This is a genomic window from Streptomyces sp. NPDC036815 (assembly GCF_055609205.1).
Window position 1 is genome coordinate 13,644 of the sequence record NZ_JBVJPW010000039.1, and the last position, 18,442, is coordinate 32,085.

General features: G+C 70.6%; 16 protein-coding genes and 1 pseudogene. 5 read left to right on the top strand and 12 right to left on the bottom strand.

Annotated features, from left to right (window positions below; translation table 11 throughout):
• Window positions 1-30 precede the first annotated feature (30 nt).
• The 5 genes from ACZ69I_RS38430 to clpB all read right to left on the bottom strand — a co-directional run bounded on the left by ACZ69I_RS38430 (window position 31) and on the right by clpB (window position 7,650).
• Window positions 31-1,599, bottom strand: coding sequence for a polyamine aminopropyltransferase (locus ACZ69I_RS38430; protein WP_467674377.1), 1,569 nt, complete (start codon window positions 1,597-1,599; stop codon window positions 31-33).
• Between the two features lie 79 nt (window positions 1,600-1,678).
• The gene (locus ACZ69I_RS38435; protein WP_470837142.1) at window positions 1,679-2,203 is read right to left on the bottom strand and encodes a DUF2617 family protein; all 525 of its coding nucleotides are present in this window, start codon (window positions 2,201-2,203) and stop codon (window positions 1,679-1,681) included.
• Between the two features lie 749 nt (window positions 2,204-2,952).
• Window positions 2,953-4,164, bottom strand: a complete 1,212-nt coding sequence (locus ACZ69I_RS38440; RefSeq protein WP_470837143.1) for an aminotransferase class I/II-fold pyridoxal phosphate-dependent enzyme — start codon at window positions 4,162-4,164, stop codon at window positions 2,953-2,955.
• A 118-nt stretch (window positions 4,165-4,282) separates the two neighbouring features.
• A complete protein-coding gene (locus ACZ69I_RS38445) occupies window positions 4,283-4,825 on the bottom strand; it encodes a type III secretion system chaperone family protein (RefSeq protein ID WP_467674383.1) in 543 nt (180 codons plus the stop codon).
• A gap of 200 nt (window positions 4,826-5,025) precedes the next feature.
• Complete coding sequence (gene clpB, locus ACZ69I_RS38450; protein ID WP_470837145.1) at window positions 5,026-7,650, bottom strand: ATP-dependent chaperone ClpB; 2,625 nt, start codon at window positions 7,648-7,650, stop codon at window positions 5,026-5,028.
• Window positions 7,651-7,878: 228 nt separating this feature from the next.
• Between clpB and ACZ69I_RS38455 the strand changes: the two genes are divergently transcribed.
• Window positions 7,879-8,319, top strand: coding sequence for a pyridoxamine 5'-phosphate oxidase family protein (locus ACZ69I_RS38455; RefSeq protein ID WP_470837146.1), 441 nt, complete (start codon window positions 7,879-7,881; stop codon window positions 8,317-8,319).
• Window positions 8,320-8,432: 113 nt separating this feature from the next.
• On the opposite strand, the gene ACZ69I_RS38460 is transcribed toward ACZ69I_RS38455, so the two are convergent.
• Together ACZ69I_RS38460 and ACZ69I_RS38465 are read right to left on the bottom strand one after the other, a co-directional pair.
• Window positions 8,433-8,789 (bottom strand): hypothetical protein, encoded by a 357-nt coding sequence (locus ACZ69I_RS38460; RefSeq protein WP_467674389.1) that lies wholly within the window; start codon window positions 8,787-8,789, stop codon window positions 8,433-8,435.
• Window positions 8,786-8,938 (bottom strand): hypothetical protein, encoded by a 153-nt coding sequence (locus ACZ69I_RS38465; protein ID WP_470837148.1) that lies wholly within the window; start codon window positions 8,936-8,938, stop codon window positions 8,786-8,788. The genes ACZ69I_RS38460 and ACZ69I_RS38465 overlap by 4 nt, the downstream gene beginning before the upstream one ends.
• Before the next feature lie 154 nt (window positions 8,939-9,092).
• Between ACZ69I_RS38465 and ACZ69I_RS38470 the strand changes: the two genes are divergently transcribed.
• The 3 genes from ACZ69I_RS38470 (at window position 9,093) to ACZ69I_RS38480 (ending at window position 12,216) form a co-directional block, all read left to right on the top strand.
• The gene (locus tag ACZ69I_RS38470; protein WP_470837150.1) at window positions 9,093-10,082 is read left to right on the top strand and encodes a helix-turn-helix transcriptional regulator; all 990 of its coding nucleotides are present in this window, start codon (window positions 9,093-9,095) and stop codon (window positions 10,080-10,082) included.
• Window positions 10,079-11,077, top strand: coding sequence for a helix-turn-helix transcriptional regulator (locus ACZ69I_RS38475; protein ID WP_470837151.1), 999 nt, complete (start codon window positions 10,079-10,081; stop codon window positions 11,075-11,077). The genes ACZ69I_RS38470 and ACZ69I_RS38475 overlap by 4 nt, the downstream gene beginning before the upstream one ends.
• 158 nt (window positions 11,078-11,235) lie before the next feature.
• Window positions 11,236-12,216: a helix-turn-helix transcriptional regulator gene (locus ACZ69I_RS38480; protein WP_470837153.1), complete on the top strand. Its 981-nt coding sequence runs from the start codon at window positions 11,236-11,238 to the stop codon at window positions 12,214-12,216.
• 20 nt (window positions 12,217-12,236) lie between these two features.
• Here the strand turns inward: ACZ69I_RS38480 and ACZ69I_RS38485 are convergent, their stop codons facing one another.
• The 5 genes from ACZ69I_RS38485 to dnaK form a co-directional block, all read right to left on the bottom strand.
• Window positions 12,237-12,743, bottom strand: a complete 507-nt coding sequence (locus ACZ69I_RS38485; protein WP_470837157.1) for a hypothetical protein — start codon at window positions 12,741-12,743, stop codon at window positions 12,237-12,239.
• 118 nt (window positions 12,744-12,861) lie between these two features.
• Window positions 12,862-13,326 (bottom strand): heat shock protein transcriptional repressor HspR, encoded by a 465-nt coding sequence (locus tag ACZ69I_RS38490; RefSeq protein WP_389717712.1) that lies wholly within the window; start codon window positions 13,324-13,326, stop codon window positions 12,862-12,864.
• A gap of 1 nt (window position 13,327) precedes the next feature.
• On the bottom strand, window positions 13,328-14,518 hold the full coding sequence (gene dnaJ, locus ACZ69I_RS38495; protein WP_470837155.1) for a molecular chaperone DnaJ: 1,191 nt from the start codon (window positions 14,516-14,518) through the stop codon (window positions 13,328-13,330).
• A gap of 42 nt (window positions 14,519-14,560) precedes the next feature.
• Entirely contained in the window at window positions 14,561-15,265 is a 705-nt protein-coding gene (grpE, locus tag ACZ69I_RS38500; RefSeq protein ID WP_467674399.1) for a nucleotide exchange factor GrpE, read from the bottom strand.
• On the bottom strand, window positions 15,265-17,121 hold the full coding sequence (gene dnaK / locus ACZ69I_RS38505) for a molecular chaperone DnaK (RefSeq protein ID WP_389717718.1): 1,857 nt from the start codon (window positions 17,119-17,121) through the stop codon (window positions 15,265-15,267). The genes grpE and dnaK overlap by 1 nt, the downstream gene beginning before the upstream one ends.
• Before the next feature lie 323 nt (window positions 17,122-17,444).
• Here dnaK and ACZ69I_RS38510 point away from each other — a divergent pair.
• Window positions 17,445-18,442, top strand: a pseudogene (locus ACZ69I_RS38510) (Fe-S oxidoreductase); the annotation flags it as partial.

Here is an 18,442-nt window from a genome sequence, read left to right on the forward strand (position 1 = left end):
CTTGTACGACTGTTCGTCAAGTGTTGTACGTCAGTTCGCGTAACGCGGATGCACAAGGGTGGACGGCAGGAGCCCCGGCTGCCTGGTCCGCTCGGCCGCGGCCGCCCCGGCCCGCACCACCGCGGAGCCCGCCGCCCTCAGCAGCACGGGCTCGGTCCGCGAGGCGAGCACGAAGCCCCAGTCGCGCACCGCGCGGGCACCCTGCGCCGTCCGGTCGGGCCCGGCGGCGAACCCGGACCGGCGCCCGCCCACGCGGTACGGCACGGTCCGCAGCCCCGCCGAACGCAGCGTCGCCTCCACCGTCCAGAAGGTGCGGGGGCGGGCCACCAGCGGGCCCGCGTGCACGGCGAGGCGGCCGGAGCCGGCGAGGACGCGGGTGGCGAGGCCGTAGAACTCCTGGGAGTACAGCTTCGTGCTGACGGTGATGCCCGGGTCCGGCAGGTCGCAGATCACCACGTCGTACCGCGCGCGGGCGGAGCGCAGCCAGCGGAAGGCGTCGGCGTTCACCACGTGGACCCGCGGGTCGCGGTAGGCGTGGCCGTTGAGCTCGCTCAGCGCCCGGTCGTGCCGCGCCAGGTCGACCACGCCCGCGTCCAGTTCGACGACGTCGACGCGGCGCACCCCGCGGTGGCGCAGGATCTCGCGCGCCGCGAGGCCGTCGCCGCCGCCCAGGACCAGGACGCGGGTGTGCGGCCCGCGCATCGCGGGCGCCACGAGGCCCCGGTGGTAGCGCCGCTCGTCGCGGCCGCTGATGCGCAGGCGTCCGTCGAGGAAGAGGTCGAGGGTGCTGTGCCGGCCGCCGGTCAGGACGACTTCCTGGACGTCGGTCTGGACGGCGACCCGGACGTCCGCGCCGTACACCGCGCGCCGGGCGGCCCGCTCGAAGTCGTCGACGAGCACGGCGGCGGAGGCGAGCAGGGAGAGGACGAGGACGTTGACGGTCAGCAGCGCCCAGCGGCCGCGGACGCTGAGGTCGCGCCGGAACAGGCCGAACACGAGCGCGCCGCCCGCGAAGGCGTTGACCGCGCCGGTGAACAGGGCGCCCGTCAGCTGCCCGAACAGCGGCAGGAGCAGGAAGGGGAAGGCGAGCCCGCCCACCAGGGCGCCCACGTAGTCGGCGGCGAAGAGGTCGGCGACGGCGCCGCCCGCGTCCTGGCGCCGGATCCGCTGGATGAGCACCATCAGGAGCGGCACCTCGGCGCCGATGAGGACGCCGATGGCGAGGGAGAACGCGACGAGCAGGAACCGCGAGCCGTCCGCCCACACCTCGCCCCGCTCGCCGGTCCACGCGAACGCCGCGTACAACGCCATGGCACTGCACCCGCCGACCAGCGCGAGCGCCGACTCGACGAGGCCGAACCAGGCGGAGGCACGGCACCGCAGCCGCTTGGCGAGCAGCGAGCCGATGCCCATGGCGAAGACCATCACGGAGAGCACGACGGAGGCCTGGGTGACGGAGTCGCCGATCAGGTACGACGCGAGGGCGACCAGTTCGAGTTCGTAGACGAGCCCGCAGGCAGCACAGACGAACACGCCCACGAGAACGAGGAACCGTCCTGTCCGGGCAGAGACCGGCAACCGCACCGAGGACTCGAGCACCCTGGAACGCTACGTCACCGCGCACTCGCTCCGGGTCCCCCACATGGGTGCAACTCCCGTTCTATGCCTCCCCCTTCCGTCACAACGGCACCGGCGTCGGCATGCGCACGCCCACCCGGCTCCGTGTCGCCACCAGCTGGCCGTCCTGCGGATACGCGTGCCACGTACGCCACATCAGCGCCCCTTCGTGACGCTGCGCGAGCAGGGCGGTGAAGGCGTGCGGGCTGCCGGGGAAGACCCCGGCCAGGCCGTGCGGGTGTTCGGCGACCAGGGCGAGCAACTCCTGTGCCCGGCCGGCGAACTGGCCCTGCGACAGCGTCTCCACGCGCGCGGCGAATTCGTACTCCCATTCGCCGACGCGCTTGGAGACGCCGAGCGGGAGCGGGGTGCTGCTGCCGGGGATGCAGGCCACGGTCTCGGAGCAGCCGCCCCGGTCCTCCTCCAGGAGGACCTGGTGCGAGGCGCCGAGCAGTCTCAACTGCATCTTCGCACCGCCCAGTTCCAGGTCGAGGGTGGCGAGCGCGGGCAGCGGCTCGCGCCCCAGGGCCCAGGCGAGGTCCGCGGCGCGCGTGTCGGTGTACGCAGTCTTCAGGGTCGTGAGCATGGGTCGGCTCCGCTAACACTCAATGGAGGTGGGGCCGGCGCACCCGGTTCGTTCACCGGGAGGTCGGGATGCCGGCTCGTGCCCACGAGGACGTCATCTGACGGGTATCCAGAACGCTTTCTGCGAAACCTGCGACGTACGTCCTTGGGCGGTGCTGACGTTCAAGAGGGAATCATGGTCGGCGATGCTGCCACTGCGTTTTTACCCAACTTCGTAGGGTTTCCATCCCCATGAGGGCTGCACAGTTCAACTGTTCAGTAAGGCAACAACGCCGGAGCGCCCGGCGGGGGTTGCCTCCCCCCGCCGGGCGCTCCGGTGGAACCGGTGGACCAGCTGCCCCGTGTCAGCTGCCTCCGCCGCATCCGCCCCCGCCTCCTCCGCACGAGGAACCACCGCCCCCGCACGAGGAACCACTGCTCCCACAGGACGACCCGCCACCGCAGGAGTGCCCGCCACCGCCGTGGTGCCCGCCACCGCCGTCGCCACCGGCACACCAGCTGCCGCCCGACACGCCGGACGCGGCACCCGAGCTCCACCGCGAACCCCGACGACGCCGACTGCTTCCCCCGAAGCTGAACACCGCGACCAAGGCGAACACGAACACCGCGACGAAGACGAAAGCCACGATCATGGCCCTCACACTCCTTCCGTTCCCCCGAAGCAGGTCCCCCGTGGGCCGTGCTTCTTGCGTGCCAGGGGGATGCCCGTGCCGGACCCGGCGCAAAGCAGAGTTGAGGAACTCCAGAGGTTCAGCGCGCCGCGGCGAGCTGTTCCACCGCCTTGCGGATCGAGTCCTCGCGCTTGCAGATCGAGAAGCGGACCAGCCAGGCCGGGGCGCCGGGGGTCAGGTAGAACGCCGAGGTGGGGATGGCCACGACGCCCGCGCGCCGCGGGAGTTCGCGGCAGAAGTCGACGCCGCTCCCGTAGCCCCACGGGCGCACGTCCGCCTGGAGGAAGTAACCGGCCTCGGCGCGGTAGGGGCGCAGGCCCGCCCCGGCCAGACCGGCGCTCAGCACGTCGCGGTTGGTCCGCAGCGTGTCCCGTACGCCCGCCGCCCACTCCTCCACCGAGCCGAGCGCCCGGGCCAGCGCCTCCTGGTAGGGCGTGCCCGAGGCGTAGGTGAGGAACTGCTTCGCGGCGCCGACCGCCGCGACGAGCGGGGCGGGGCCGCAGACCCAGCCGACCTTCCAGCCCGTCACGTTGAAGGTCTTTCCGGCCGACGAGACGATCAGCGTCCGCTCGCGCATGCCCGGGAGCGCCGCGATGGGCAGGTGCCGCGCGCCGTCGTCGAAGACGAGGTGTTCGTAGACCTCGTCCGTGACGACCGTCAGCGCGTGCTCGCGGCAGACGTCCGCGACCACCGCCAGCTCCTCGGCCGTGAAGACCTTGCCCGTGGGATTGTGCGGGGAGTTGAGCAGGAGCACCCGCGTACGGGGCGTCACGGCGGCCCGCAGCGCGTCGGCGTCGAGGACGAAGCCGTCGCCGTCCAGGACGAGGGGGACGCCCACGACCCGGGCGCCGGCCAGGCGCGCGTCCGCCGCGTAGGCGTCGTAGCAGGGGTCGAAGGCGATGACCTCGTCCCCGGGGTCGCAGAGCGCGAGGAGGGCGGCCGCGAGCGCCTCCGTCGCGCCCGTGGTGACCAGCACCTCTCCGGTGGGCGCGTAGTCGAGCCCGTACCGCCGCAGCTGGTGGGCGGCGATCGCCTCGCGCAGGGCGGGGAAGCCGACCGCGGGCGGGTACTGGTTGTTGCCGGAGCGCACGGCGTCCGCGACGTCCTGGAGCAGCGCGGGCGGGGCGGCGAGCTCGGGAACTCCCTGCCCGAGGTTCACGGCGCCGGTGCGGCGCGCGAGCTCCGTCATCTCCGTGAAGATCGAGGTCCCCATGTCCCGCACGCGCGCGGCGGGGGCCCACCGCTCCGAGCCCACCTCGCCGCGGCCGCCCGCCGTCCCCACCGTGTCCATGCGTTCCCGCTCTCTCTCGTCCGCGTGCCCACCAGGCTATGACGAGAGCCCGGCGCGGAGCCGCCCACCTGATGGTGTGCGCCCCCGGCCGGGCTCCCTCCGTGCGTGCGCGGCCCTCTCAAGCCTCGTCGTCGCCGGGCTTCTCCTCGCCCTCGGCCGAGTCGACCTCGGACTCCAGGCCCAGCTGCTCGACGAGCCAGCGGTCGAACTCGATCGCGGCGCGCACCCAGCTGACCGTCGACGACACGAAGTGCTCCAGGGAGACACCGGTGCCGATCAGCATCTGGGCCTCGCCGATGAGGCGGACCGTGCCGTCGTCGTGCGTGTGGCTGTAGACCTTCGGCCACAGCGTGCGGCGGTTCCAGTCGTCGATCGACTCCAGGAGCTGCTGCTTGGCCTCGATCGTGTGCGGCCGGTCGTAGAACGTCCGCACCGAGAAGACCTGCTGGTCGTCCTCGCCGCGGAACATGAAGTACGTACGGAACTCCTCCCACGGCGCCGCGAGGTCACCCTCGTCGTCGACGACGTGCTTGAGCTCCATCTGGTCGAGGAGCTGCTTGACCAGGTCCTGGTCGGGGACGACGGGGCCCGCCGGTCCTGCGCCCTGCTGCGGTTCGGGCTGGCCCCCGAAATTCGGAATGGAGGACGGGTCGATGCTCACGTGCTGTGTCCCTTCGTATGGATGGGCCCATCCTCTCCCAGGAAGGGGCCCCGGGGGCAAGCCCGGCTTCCCGCCTTCGGCGTCCTGTTCGCTACCGGCTGCGGGCCGCGCCCCGTCAGGGGCGCGGGGAACTGCGCGAGCAACCACACGTCTGCCGCAGTCGGCGGACGACCGACCGCGGCAGACGAGGTGCCGTACCGCTACAGAGACTTGCCCGTAGGGGCTGCGGGGGGCGCCGAGGCGGGGCCCACGACGAGCCCGTCCGCGACCCGGTCCACCCGGACCACGTCCCCGTCCTTGACCTCCCCGGAGAGGATCTCCTTGGCGAGCCGGTCACCGATGGACGTCTGGATGAGACGCCGCAGCGGCCTCGCCCCGTACGCCGGATCGTTGCCCTCGTCCGCCAGCCACGCGAGCGCCTCCGGCGTGACGTCCAGCGTGAGGCGCCGGTCGGCGAGCCGCTTGGCGAGGCGGCTGATCTGGAGTTCGGCGATGTGCGCCAGCTCGTCCCTGCTGAGCGCGGAGAAGACGACGAGGTCGTCGAGCCGGTTGAGGAACTCCGGCTTGAAGGAGGACCGCACGACCTCCAGGACCTGCTGCTTCTTCTCCTCCTCGCTGGTCAGCGGCTCCACGAGGTACTGACTGCCGAGGTTGGACGTGAGGACCAGGATGGTGTTGCGGAAGTCGACCGTCCGCCCTTGTCCGTCGGTCAGCCGACCGTCGTCGAGCACCTGGAGCAGGACGTCGAAGACCTCGGGGTGCGCCTTCTCGACCTCGTCGAGGAGCACGACGCTGTACGGGCGCCGCCGCACGGCCTCGGTCAGCTGCCCGCCCTCCTCGTAGCCGACGTACCCGGGCGGGGCGCCGACGAGCCGCGCCACGCTGTGCTTCTCGCCGTACTCGCTCATGTCGATGCGGACCATGGCCCGCTCGTCGTCGAAGAGGAAGTCCGCGAGGGCCTTGGCCAGCTCGGTCTTGCCGACACCGGTCGGGCCGAGGAAGAGGAAGGAACCGGTGGGCCGGTCGGGGTCGGCGATGCCCGCGCGGGTGCGCCGCACCGCGTCGGACACCGCGCGCACGGCCTCGGTCTGGCCGATGAGACGGCGGCCGAGCTCGTCCTCCATGCGCAGCAGCTTCTGCGTCTCGCCTTCCAGGAGGCGCCCGGCGGGGATGCCGGTCCAGGAGCCGACGACGTCGGCGATGTCGTCCGGGCCGACCTCCTCCTTCACCATGAGGTCCTTGGCCTGAACCGCCTCCTCCTCGGCCTCGGAGGCGACCTCCAGGTCGTGCTCCAGGCTCGGGATCTCGCCGTAGAGCAGCTTGGAGGCGGTGTCGAAGTCGCCGTCGCGCTGGGCGCGTTCGGCCTGGCCGCGCAGTTCGTCGAGCTTCTCCTTCAGCTCACCGACTCGGTTGAGGGACTGCTTCTCCTTCTCCCAGCGTGCGGTGAGGCCGCGCAGCTCCTCCTCCTTGTCGGCGAGGTCGCGCCGCAGCTTCTCCAGGCGCTGCTTGCTGGCGGGATCCGTCTCCTTGCTGAGGGCGAGCTCCTCCATCTTCAGGCGGTCGACGGCGCGCTGGAGCTCGTCGATCTCGACAGGCGAGGAATCGATCTCCATGCGCAGCCGGGACGCGGCCTCGTCCACGAGGTCGATGGCCTTGTCGGGCAGGAAGCGGGAGGTGATGTACCGGTCGGAGAGGGTGGCGGCGGCGACGAGCGCGCTGTCGGCGATCTGGACCTTGTGGTGGGCCTCGTACCGGCCCTTGAGTCCGCGCAGGATGGCGATGGAGTCCTCGACGCTCGGCTCGGCGACGAGGACCTGCTGGAAGCGCCGCTCCAGGGCCGGGTCCTTCTCGATCCGCTCGCGGTACTCGTCGAGGGTGGTCGCACCGACCATCCGGAGCTCGCCGCGGGCGAGCATGGGCTTGAGCATGTTGCCCGCGTCCATGGCGGAGTCGCCACCCGCGCCCGCGCCCACGACGGTGTGCAGCTCGTCGATGAACGTGATGATCTGCCCGTCGCTCTCCTTGATCTCGGAGAGGACGGTCTTCAGGCGCTCCTCGAACTCGCCGCGGTACTTCGCGCCCGCGACCATGGCGCCCAGGTCGAGGGAGACGAGCCGCTTGTTCTTCAGCGACTCCGGGACGTCGCCCTTCACGATGCGCTGGGCGAGCCCCTCGACGACGGCGGTCTTGCCGACGCCGGGCTCGCCGATCAGGACGGGGTTGTTCTTCGTACGCCGCGACAGGACCTGCACCACGCGCCGGATCTCCTGGTCCCGCCCGATGACCGGGTCGAGCCTGCCCTCGCGGGCGGCGGCGGTGAAATCGGTGCCGAACTTCTCCAAGGCCTTGTACTGGCCCTCGGGGTCGGGTGTGGTCACCCGGCGCCCTCCCCTGGTCTTCTCGAATGCGGCCAGCAGCTTCTTGCTGCCGGCTCCGTGCCGGTTGAGTACGTCCCCGGCCTTGCCGCCCTCGGCGGCGACGCCGATGAGCAGGTGCTCGGTGGACAGGTAGTCGTCGCCGAGCTCCTTCGCGCGCTTGGCCGCGTCCGCGACGACGGCCAGCATCTCGCGGTCGGGCTGGGGCGGCGCGACGGTGGACCCGGTCACGCTGGGCAGCCCCGCGAGGACGCGCTCGGTGTCCGCGCGCACGGCCGCCTGGTCGGCGTCGGCCGCGGCGAGCAGGTCGGTGATGTTCTCGTTGTCCTGCCCCTCCAGCAGCGCGAGCAGCAGATGCGCGGGGGTCAGATCGGGGTGGCCGTCCTGCACGGCGCGGCTGGTGGCCGCGTTGATCGCGTCCCGGCTCCTGTTGGTCAGCTCGGCGTCCACGTGCGCTTCTCCTCCTTACGGGGTCCAACCAAGTCGTACGGCGATGAGTCGTACGGCTACGGGTCCAGCGGTCTGTCGGTCCACGGAATCCCTCTACGGGTTCCACGGGTCCCCTCTACGGGTTCCACGCCACCGCGCCCGTAACACTGACTATGCCAACGTACACAAAGTTGAGTCTATTCCACTCAAGGGCGGTCCGGAAAGTCCGGGCGGCTATGTTCCGTACCCATGGCCCCGAACCTCTCCTCCGCCGCCGCCCGGATAGATCCGCGCGACCCGCCCGAGTCCTACCTCGACTTCTGGCGCGAGCGGCGCGTGTGCACCTTGACGACCCCGCGCCCGGACGGCAGTCCGCACGTGGTGCCGGTCGGCGTGACGTACGACCCGGCGGCGGGGGTCGCCCGGGTCCTTGCGCGCAGGACCAGCCGGAAGGTCCTGAACATCCTCGCGGCGACGGGCCCGGACGGGGCCGGGGCGCGGGTGGCGGTCTGCCAGTTCGAGGGGCGGCGCTGGGCGACGCTGGAGGGGCGGGCGGTGATCAGGAGGGAACCGGCGGCGATCGAGGAAGCGGAACTCCGCTACGAGGAGCGCTACGAGCGCAGGCCGTCGCCCAATCCGGACCGCGTCCTGATCGAGATCACGCTGACCCGGGCGCTCGGCAAGGCGTAGCCCGCGGCCGGAACGGGCCGGGCACACCACAGCGGCGCCACCGTGTTCAGGTCCACGGTGGCGCCGCTGCTGGGGGAAGCGCCTGCGCGATTTAAAACGACGGGGGAATCGCGTCAGGCACTGCGGGGGGTGGCTGTGATGTTGTCCGGAGCGCTCGCGGCGCCCTGGTCGTGCTGGTCCTGGCCGCCGACCACCTGGTGGTCGCGCCGGTCGAGATTGACGAAGACCATCCCGTACCGGATGGCGCAGCGCACGGGCTGCGGCGCACCGCGGGGCCTGCGCAGGCACCGGTACGCCCTTATCTCTTCCTCGTCGTCCCGCGTGACGACGATCGGCTCGCCGAGCAGGGTCACCATCAACGAGTCGCCGCGGTGGGGGATCGCGGTCACGAGGTCGATGAAGTGCCAGCCGGAGCGGTAGGCGGTGGCCATTTCCCGGCGGAAGGTGCGGTCGTCAGGAGGCGTGCTCATGCCTTGCCACCCTCCGGCATCACGTGCCAGGACAGGTCCGGCGGCGGCGCGGACACCGTGGACCCCCCAGCAGGTGCGCTGTTCCAGGAGAGATCCAGGGTGGTCACCGTGCCCAGAGCCAGCCCGACGGAGAAGGTGGTGACAAGCACCGAGCGAAGCATGCGCTTAAACATGATCGGCTTCGTCCTCACTTGGTAGATTTCTCTCCCCCGGCTCTAGAGACGATGTCTCAATTGAGCACGTCAAAGCCACAGGGTCGATGCATCATGTTCCTGCACGTTCAGGACCCTGGGGGGTGGAGATTTGCTAACAACAGGCACCAAACCGACACATCCTCACCCCTCGGTGCCTCTATGCGACGAGGGCGCGAGGCTCTACGCCCATGCGTTGGCCAATGGTCGCCTGGCACGCTCCGAGGCCGAGAACACGCCCTGCCTCCTGGAATCCAGTCTGCTGCACCCCGACCCGGACGACGGCGGTTGGTTGCGTCCGGTTTCTCCCGCCGCCGCGCTCGCTCAGCGCCTCAACCCCCTTGAGCGGGAGATCCGGGACCGGCGGAGACTCGCCGTGCAGCTCACAGACATTTTCGAGCCATTCATGGCCATCACCGCGCGTCCCGAGCCGACGAGCCCCTCGATCGCCGTCCTGGAGAACAACCAGCACATCGATGCCGCCATCGAGCGGGCCACGGCCGAGTGCAGCTTCGAGATACTCACCGCCCAGCCGGGCGGCGGCCGCAGCGAGGATTCGCTCACCGTGGCCCTCCAGCGCGGACAGACCGTACTCGACCGCGGCATCACCATGCGCACGCTCTACCAGCACACCGTCCGGCACAGCCAGGGAACGCTGGCCTACGCGGCCCGCATGGCCAAGGGCAATGTACAGATCAGAACCCTCGAGGAACTGATCGACCGCCTGATGATCTTCGACCGCACGGTCGCCCTCATTCCCGCGCGCGAGGACCGCCAAGTCGCCCTGGAACTCCGCCACCCCGGCATCGTCGAGTACCTCGCGAAGGTCTTCGAGCACCAGTGGAGCAAGGCCACTCCCCTGATCGACGAGGTGCCGTACGCACCCTCGTCCGACGGGATCACCGGCGTCCAGCGCTCCATCGCCAAACTCCTCATCGACGGCCACGTCGACGAAGCCATCGCCCGCCGCCTCGGCATGAACGTCCGCACCTGCCGCGCCCACATCGCCAAGATCGCCGCCGCCCTCGGCAGCGGCAGCCGCGCCCAGCTCGGCTACCTCATCGCCCAGTCGGGAATCCTCGACCAGGGCCACCCGAAGTGACCGCCGGGTCCCACCCCCACGGCCCCGACGAACTCTGCGAAGCCGGTTCCGCGCTCTACGCCCGCGCCCTGCGCGAGAGCCGCGTCGCACGGGCGGACGCCGAACCGTCCCCGTGCCTGGTCGACTTCGGGCTGCTGCACCCGGACGCCGACGACCCCCGGTGGCTCCTCCCGGCCCCGCCGGCCCGCACCCTGCCCCGGCTGCTCGAAGGCATACAGGACCGCATCGCCGCGCAACGCCTCAGCGAGGCCCGCCTCGCCACGGCGTTCGAGCCGCTCATGGAGCTGGCCCGCGCATCGGTGCGCGGCTCCGCGCCCCGCGCCATCACCGTGCTGCGCGAACTGCCCGAGATCCAGGAGGCGGTGAGCCGCGCCCTGTCCGGGCCCAGGTCCGGTGCCGGCGCCGGTGCCCGGCAGGAGATGCTCTCCATCCAGCCCGGCGGGGTCCAACCCCCGGTGATACTGGACCAGTTCCTCGCGGAAGTGCGCGGCGTCCTCGCCAGAGGCGGCCGGCTGCGCACCCTCTACCAGCACACGACGCGCCACTCCCTGCCCGTCTTCGCGTACCACGAGACACTCGACGGCGACACCGAGGTCCGCACGCTGGCGGAGGTCCCCGAGCGGCTCTTCGTCCTCGACAGGACCGTGGCGTTCATCCCCGCGAACAAGGACCACACCGCGGCCCTCGAGATCCGCCACCCCGTCCTCATCGAGTACTTCGTGACGGCCTTCGAGCGCCTCTGGAGCCTCGCCGTCCCCCTGGACCCGCACGTCGCCCCGCTCCCCGCGGACAGCGGCGTCACCCCCCGCCAGCGCGACATCGCCCGCCTCCTCGTCGAGGGCCGCACCGACGCCGACATCGCCGAGCGCCTCGGCATGAACATCCGGACCGCCCGCATCCACATCGCCAAGCTCGCCGCCACGCTCGGCAGCGGCAGCCGCGCTCAACTCGGCTATCTGATCGGCCGGTCGGGCATTCTCGGCCAAGATCGGTGACGGCACTTTCCGCGGCACGGGGCGCACGGCACAGGCGCCCATAACCGGACACCCGGAAGCCGCCGTCCAGAAGCAGACACTTCCACCACGGCATCCGGCCCGCCCCGCCCCCGCCTGCATAGAATCGCGACGCTTCAACCAGGCAGGAGGGGGCCCGCATGGCCACGAAGCACTCACCGCACGCCGTCGAGGAGCTCTGTACGGCAGGGCTTTCCGTCTACAGCCGTGCCGTGCGCGAGGGCCGGATCCACCACAGCGAGACCGAACCGGCACCCTGCCTCGTGGAGCTCGGCCTCCTCCAGCCCGGCCTCGACGGCCTGCAGTGGCTGCAGCCCACCGCCCCCGCCGTCGCCCTGCCCCGGCTCCTTCGCACCATGGAGGACCGCGTCGAGGAAGAGCGCTGCCACGAGGCCCGGCTCAGCGCGTCGTTCGAACCGTTCCGCTGCCTCGACGCCCCGCTCGACTCCGGCTCCTCCCCGCCCACCATCACCGTCCTCGACGGCCTCGACCGCATCAACTCGGCCATAGACCGGGCCATGAACGAGGTCACGGAGGAGTTCCTCGCGGTCCAGCCGGGCGGCACCCGGCCCCCCGAGACCCTGGCCGAAGTCTTCCCCCGGGACCAGGCGATCCTGACCAGGGGCTGCCGCATGCGCACCCTCTACCAGCACACGACGCGCCACTCCCTGCCCGTGCTCGCCTACTTCGAGCAACTGGACGGCGACACCGAGGCCCGCACCCTCGACGAGGTCACCGACCGGCTCTTCGTCTTCGACCGCACCGTGGCCTTCATACCGGCGAGCAGGGACCGCAGCGTCGCCCTCGAACTCCGCCACCCGGCCCTCGTGGAGTACTTCGCCACCACGTTCTGGCGGCTGTGGCATCTGGCCACCCCCATGTGGCCGCAGGCCGCCCCCGAACCCACCGAGAACGGCATCACCACCCGCCAGCGCGCCGTCGCCGGGCTCCTCGTCGAAGGCCTCACCGACGCGGAGATAGCCGACCGCCTCGGCATGAACATCCGCACCGCCCGCGTCCACATCGCCAAGCTCGCCGCCACCCTGGGCAGCCGCAGCCGCGCCCAGCTCGGCTACCTCATAGGCCACTCGGGAATCCTGTCCCGCCAGCAGGAGCACTGAGGCGCCGGGCCCACGGCCTCTCAGGCCCCCGCCCCTTCCCCCCACTCCCGCAGCAGCCGCTCCCGCTCCGCCGCCCGCGGCGACCCGCCCTCGTGGCGGCGGCCCCAGTCCGCCATCGCCGTCAGCGTGGTGATCAGGGTGCCCGCGCCCTCCGTGAGACGGGCCAGGAGCGCGCGGGAGAGGTCGTACTCCGTCCGGGAGTAGCCGACCGCCGCCGCCGTGTACGCCGTCAGTTCCGTGTCGCCGTCGGGGGACGCGAGGCGCACCGTCATCGTGGGGGCCTCGTCGCCGCCGCCGAGGCCGACCGTGAGGACCAGGTCGACCGCCGTGCTCACGTGCCGCCGCAGCGACTTCACCGGGACGTCGTCGACCGTCAGCGCGCGCACGTCCTCCCACGGCCACATGGCGGACTGGCCGTCGCCCAGGGCCAGGACACCCTCCGGGGTCAGCCGCACCCCGGGGGCCAGCCCGGCCGGCTTCGCGCCCACGTACACATCGCCCTCGGCGATCCAGAACAGCCCCACCATGGCCACGGTCGGCTCAACTCCCCCGGGTAGTCCCCATCAAGTGCCCAGCACACATCAAGACAGGGCCGGGAGGTTGTCACCTCCCGGCCCTGTCTCAGGGTACTGAACCAGCCGAAACCTACTGCTCGGTCGCCCGCTTGGGACGCCAGACCACCAGCGCGCTCGCCTGCTGCACGTCCTGGTAGGGGACGAGGTCGCGACGGTACGAGGCGTGCACCGCCGCTTCACGCTGCTGCATGGCGCTGGCGGCGCCCTCCACGGCCGCGGTGAGCTCCGCGACGCGCGACTGGAGCGCGGTGACCTGGTTCTCCAGCTCGATGATGCGCTTGATGCCGGCGAGGTTGATGCCCTCCTCCTGCGACAACTGCTGCACGGTGCGCAGCAGTTCGATGTCGCGGGCGGAGTACCGCCGGCCCCGGCCCGCGGTGCGGTCCGGGGAGACGAGACCCAGGCGGTCGTACTGCCGCAGGGTCTGCGGATGCAGGCCGGAGAGCTGGGCGGCCACCGAAATGACGTACACCGGCGTCTCGTCGGTGAGTTGGTACGCCCTGCCCAGTCCGGGCTGTCGACGACGGCCGTCCATCTCATGCTCCCTTCGCGGCCTGGAACAGTTCTGCCCGCGGGTCGTCGCCCGCAGTCGCCTCGCGGTAGGACTCCAGGGCTTCCTTCGCCCCGTCCGACAGGGAGGTCGGAACCGCTACCTCCACCGTCACGAGCAGATCGCCCCGGGAGCCGTCCTTGCGGACCGCGCCCTTTCCGCGGGCCCGCATCGTACGGCCGTTGGGCGTGCCTGCGGGCAGCTTCAGGGTGACGGGCGGACCGCCAAGGGTGGGCACCTTCACCTCGCCGCCCAGCGCCGCCTCGGGGTACGAGACCGGCACCGTGACCGTGAGGTTGTCGCCCTTGCGGCCGAAGACCGGGTGGGCGTCGACGTGCACGACCACGTACAGATCGCCGGCCGGGCCGCCCCGCTCGCCGGGCGCGCCCTTGCCGCGCAGGCGGATGCGCTGCCCGTCCGAGACGCCGGCCGGGATCCGCACCTGCATCGTCCGGGACGACTTGGCGCGGCCGCTGCCGCCGCAGACCTCGCACGGGTCCTGGGCGATCAGCCCGCGGCCCTTGCAGTCCATGCACGGGTCGGTGAGGGAGAACCCGCCGCCCCCGCCCCGTGAGACCTGGCCCGTACCGACGCAGGTCGGGCACACGCGCGGCGTGCCGTTCTTGTCGCCGGTGCCGGAACACGCCTTGCAGGGCGCCTGGGAGGACATGCGCAGCGGCACCGTCGCGCCGTCCACCGCCTCCGTGAAACTCAGCGTGACCTCGGACTCGATGTCCTGGCCGCGCCTCGGCTGCGTACGCGTGCCGGAACCGGCACCCGCGCCGCCGCGGTTGAACAGGCCCCCGAAGACGTCACCGAGACCGCCCCCGAAGCCGCCGGCCGCTCCACCGCCGCCCTGGGCGCCGCCTCCGAAGAGGTCGCCCAGGTCGAAGTTGAACGAGCCGCCGCCGGCTCCGGGACCCTGCCGGAATCCTCCGTTGCCGAAGAGGGCACGCGCTTCGTCGTACTCCTTGCGCTTCTTGGGGTCGCCGAGGACGTCGTTCGCCTCGGAGATCTCCTTGAAGCGCTCCTCCGCCTTGGTGTTGCCCTTGTTGGCGTCCGGGTGGTTCTCGCGGGCGAGCTTCCGGTACGCCTTCTTGATCTCGGCTTCGGTGGCGTCCTTGGGGACGCCGAGGACCTTGTAGTAGTCCTTCTCGATGAAGTCCTTGGTGCTCATCCTCGACGTACCCCCTTTCGGTACTCCCTCGTCAGTGCAACGTCAGCCCTCGTCCGGGCCACCGCTGTCCTTGTCCGTCGGCTCGGCCGACTCGGCCGCGTCGCCCTCGGCCGTCTCGCCCTTGACCGTCTGCGCGCCGGGCTGCGGCTCGGCGACGGCCACCCGCGCGGGGCGGATGGTGCGCTCGCCGATGCGATACCCCGGCTGCAGGATCGCGACGCACGTCGTCTCGGTGACGTCCGGTGCGTAGCTGTGCATCAGGGCTTCGTGGATCGTCGGGTCGAAGGGCTCGCCCTCCTTGCCGAACTGCTGAAGGCCCAGCTTGGCGACGACGGTCTCGAGGGACTCGGCCACCGACTTGAAGCCGCCCACCAGCTCGCCGTGCTCACGGGCGCGGCCGATGTCGTCGAGGGTGGGGAGGAGCTCGGAGAGGAGGTTCGCCGAGGCGATCTCCTTCACCGTCACCTTGTCCCGCTCCACCCGGCGGCGGTAGTTCTGGTACTCGGCCTGCAGCCGCTGGAGGTCCGCGGTGCGCTCGTTGAGCGCGGTGCGCACCTGGTCCAGCTGGGCGGTCAGGCCCACGTCCTGGGCGGACGTCTTGTTGCTTTCCGCGTCCCCGGCCGGGGCCGCCGCGCCCTCCTCGGTGGAGGGCTCGGCAGCCTTCGGCGCGGCGTCATCAGAGGTGGCGCCAGAGGGGACGTCGGGCTTCTCGGCGCTGTCGCCGAAACCCGGGGTCTCCTCGGTCATCAGGCAGCGCCACCCTTCGCGTCACCGGGCTTCTCGTCGTCCACGATCTCGGCGTCGACGACGTCGTCGTCGGCCTTGGCCTCGGCGTCGGGACCGGGGGCGGCACCCTCGGCGCCGGCGGCCTGGGCGTCGGCGTACATGGCCTGGCCCAGCTTCTGCGAGACGGCGGCGACCTTCTCGGTGGCGGTGCGGATCTCGGCCGTGTCCTCGCCCTTGAGCTTCTCCTTCAGCTCGCCGACGGCGGTCTCGACCTCGGTCTTCACGTCAGCCGGAACCTTGTCCTCGTTGTCCTTGAGGAACTTCTCCGTCTGGTAGACGAGCTGCTCGCCCTGGTTGCGGGACTCGGCGGCCTCGCGGCGGGCGTGGTCCTCGTCCGCGTACTTCTCGGCCTCTTCGCGCATCCGGTTGACCTCGTCCTTCGGCAGCGAGGAGCCACCGGTGACGGTCATCTTCTGCTCCTTGCCCGTGCCGAGGTCCTTCGCGGTCACGTGCATGATGCCGTTGGCGTCGATGTCGAAGGAGACCTCGATCTGCGGGACACCGCGCGGGGCCGGCGGCAGGCCCGTGAGCTCGAACATGCCGAGCTTCTTGTTGTACGCCGCGATCTCGCGCTCGCCCTGGTAGACCTGGATCTGGACGGACGGCTGGTTGTCCTCGGCCGTCGTGAAGATCTCGGAGCGCTTGGTCGGGATCGTGGTGTTGCGCTCGATGAGCTTGGTCATGATCCCTCCCTTGGTCTCGATGCCGAGGGACAGCGGGGTCACGTCGAGGAGCAGGACGTCCTTGACCTCGCCCTTGAGGACACCGGCCTGGAGCGAGGCGCCGATGGCGACGACCTCGTCCGGGTTCACACCCTTGTTGGCGTCCTTGCCGCCGGTGAGCTCCTTGACGAGCTCGGCGACGGCGGGCATGCGGGTGGAGCCACCGACGAGAACGACGTGGTCGATCTCGGAGAGCTGGATGCCCGCGTCCTTGATGACGTTGTGGAACGGCGTCTTGCAGCGCTCCAGGAGGTCGGACGTGAGCTGCTGGAACTGGGCGCGCGTGAGCTTCTCGTCCAGGTGCAGCGGGCCCTCGGCGGACGCCGTGATGTACGGCAGGTTGATCGTGGTCTCCGTGGAGGAGGACAGCTCGATCTTGGCCTTCTCGGCCGCCTCGCGCAGGCGCTGGAGCGCCATCTTGTCCTTGCCCAGGTCCACGCCGTGGCCGTTGTTGAACTGCTTGACCAGGTAGTCGACGACGCGCTGGTCCCAGTCGTCACCACCGAGGTGGTTGTCGCCGTTCGTGGCCTTCACCTCGACGACGCCGTCGCCGATCTCCAGGAGGGACACGTCGAAGGTGCCGCCACCGAGGTCGAAGACGAGGATCGTCTGGTCGTCCTTGTCGAGGCCGTACGCCAGGGCGGCGGCGGTCGGCTCGTTGACGATGCGCAGGACGTTCAGGCCCGCGATCTCGCCGGCCTCCTTGGTGGCCTGGCGCTCGGAGTCGTTGAAGTACGCCGGGACGGTGATGACCGCGTCGGCCACCTTCTCGCCCAGGTACGACTCGGCGTCGCGCTTCAGCTTCTGCAGGATGAACGCCGAGATCTGCTGGGGGTTGAACCCCTTGTCGTCGATGTCCACCTTCCAGTCGGTGCCCATGTGGCGCTTGACCGACCGGATGGTCCTGTCGACGTTCGTGACCGCCTGGCGCTTGGCGACCTCGCCGACCAGCACCTCGCCGTTCTTCGCGAAGGCGACGACGGACGGCGTGGTCCTGGCACCCTCGGCGTTGGTGATGACGGTGGGCTCGCCGCCTTCGAGAACGCTGACGACGGAGTTAGTCGTGCCCAGGTCGATGCCGACCGCACGTGCCATTTCGGTTCCTCCAGAGGTAACTCTTGAGTGGATCTGACTCAAGGATGCATGAGCGCTGCGCCGGCGTCAACAGAAGTGAGTCGGGGGCACTCAACTCTTATTCTGCACTTACGCGCAGGTAGGCGGCCTTCCGCTGGTTCGACGTCCGTCTGCGGGCCCACTGTGGCTGGTCGCGCAGTTCCCCGCGCCCCTTCGGGGCGCGGCCGTATGACGCGAATCAGCGCCTCGCTGACTACAGTGCGGCGGAGTAATGGGCAGTCCCGGACGGGCTGCATAGGTACCGCTTGGCAGAACTTCGCCTCGCAGGTTCGAGGAGCCCCCACATGCAACTCGCCGCGATCATCGTGTCGCTGGTTCTCATCGCGGTCGGCGTCGCGCTGTTCAGCCGTGCCATCGTGCAGATCTACCGGTTCGTCCGGCTCGGTCAGCCCGTGCCCGCCGGTCTCAGGACCGACAACCCCTGGCAGCGCGCCCTCACCGTGGTCAAGGAGTTCCTCGGCCACACGCGCATGAACAAGTGGGGGATCGTCGGCTTCGCGCACTGGTTCGTGGCGGTGGGCTTCTTCACCCTGCTGCTGACGATCGTGAACGCCATCGGCCAGCTCTTCCGTGCCGACTGGCTCCTGCCGGTCATCGGCGACTGGGCGCCGTACAACGTCTTCGTCGAGTTCATCGGCACGATGACGGTCCTCGGCATCCTCACGCTGATCGTCATCCGCCAGCTGAACCGCCCCGACAAGCCGGGCCGCAAGTCCCGCTTCGCGGGCTCCAGGACGGACCAGGCGTACTTCGTCGAGGCCGTCATCCTCATCGTCGGCGTCTGCATCTTCACGCTGCACGCCCTGGAGGGAGCCCAGCACCACGTCGACGGTTACGAGGCCTCGTTCTTCCTCTCGTACCCGTTCGTCTCCTGGTTCGCGGGGATGGATCTCTCCACGCTGCAGAACCTCACGTACTTCTTCGCCGGGCTGAAGATCGCCACCTCGTTCATCTGGATGATCGTGGTCGGTCTGAACACCGACATGGGCGTCGCCTGGCACCGCTTCCTCGCCTTCCCGAACATCTTCTTCAAGCGCGAGGCGGACGGCGGGGTGGCGCTCGGCGAGCTCCAGCCGATGACGTCCGGCGGCAAGCCGATCGACTGGGAGGACCCGGGCGAGGACGACGTCTTCGGCGTCTCCCAGGTCGAGCAGTTCAGCTGGAAGGGCATCCTCGACTTCAGTACGTGCACGGAGTGTGGTCGCTGCCAGTCGCAGTGCCCCGCCTGGAACACCGGCAAGCCGCTCTCCCCCAAGCTGCTCATCATGTCGCTGCGCGACCA

Excerpts from the sequence above, each read along its gene's own strand:
- ACZ69I_RS38435 (WP_470837142.1), bottom strand. The coding sequence starts at position 2,203 with ATGCTCACGACCCTGAAGACTGCGTACACCGACACGCGCGCCGCGGAC.
- ACZ69I_RS38440 (WP_470837143.1), bottom strand. The coding sequence starts at position 4,164 with ATGGACACGGTGGGGACGGCGGGCGGCCGCGGCGAGGTGGGCTCGGAG.
- ACZ69I_RS38455 (WP_470837146.1), top strand. The coding sequence starts at position 7,879 with ATGGCCCCGAACCTCTCCTCCGCCGCCGCCCGGATAGATCCGCGCGAC.
- ACZ69I_RS38460 (WP_467674389.1), bottom strand. The coding sequence starts at position 8,789 with ATGAGCACGCCTCCTGACGACCGCACCTTCCGCCGGGAAATGGCCACC.
- ACZ69I_RS38480 (WP_470837153.1), top strand. The coding sequence starts at position 11,236 with ATGGCCACGAAGCACTCACCGCACGCCGTCGAGGAGCTCTGTACGGCA.
- ACZ69I_RS38485 (WP_470837157.1), bottom strand. The coding sequence starts at position 12,743 with ATGGTGGGGCTGTTCTGGATCGCCGAGGGCGATGTGTACGTGGGCGCG.
- ACZ69I_RS38490 (WP_389717712.1), bottom strand. The coding sequence starts at position 13,326 with ATGGACGGCCGTCGTCGACAGCCCGGACTGGGCAGGGCGTACCAACTC.
- dnaJ (WP_470837155.1), bottom strand. The coding sequence starts at position 14,518 with ATGAGCACCAAGGACTTCATCGAGAAGGACTACTACAAGGTCCTCGGC.
- grpE (WP_467674399.1), bottom strand. The coding sequence starts at position 15,265 with ATGACCGAGGAGACCCCGGGTTTCGGCGACAGCGCCGAGAAGCCCGAC.
- dnaK (WP_389717718.1), bottom strand. The coding sequence starts at position 17,121 with ATGGCACGTGCGGTCGGCATCGACCTGGGCACGACTAACTCCGTCGTC.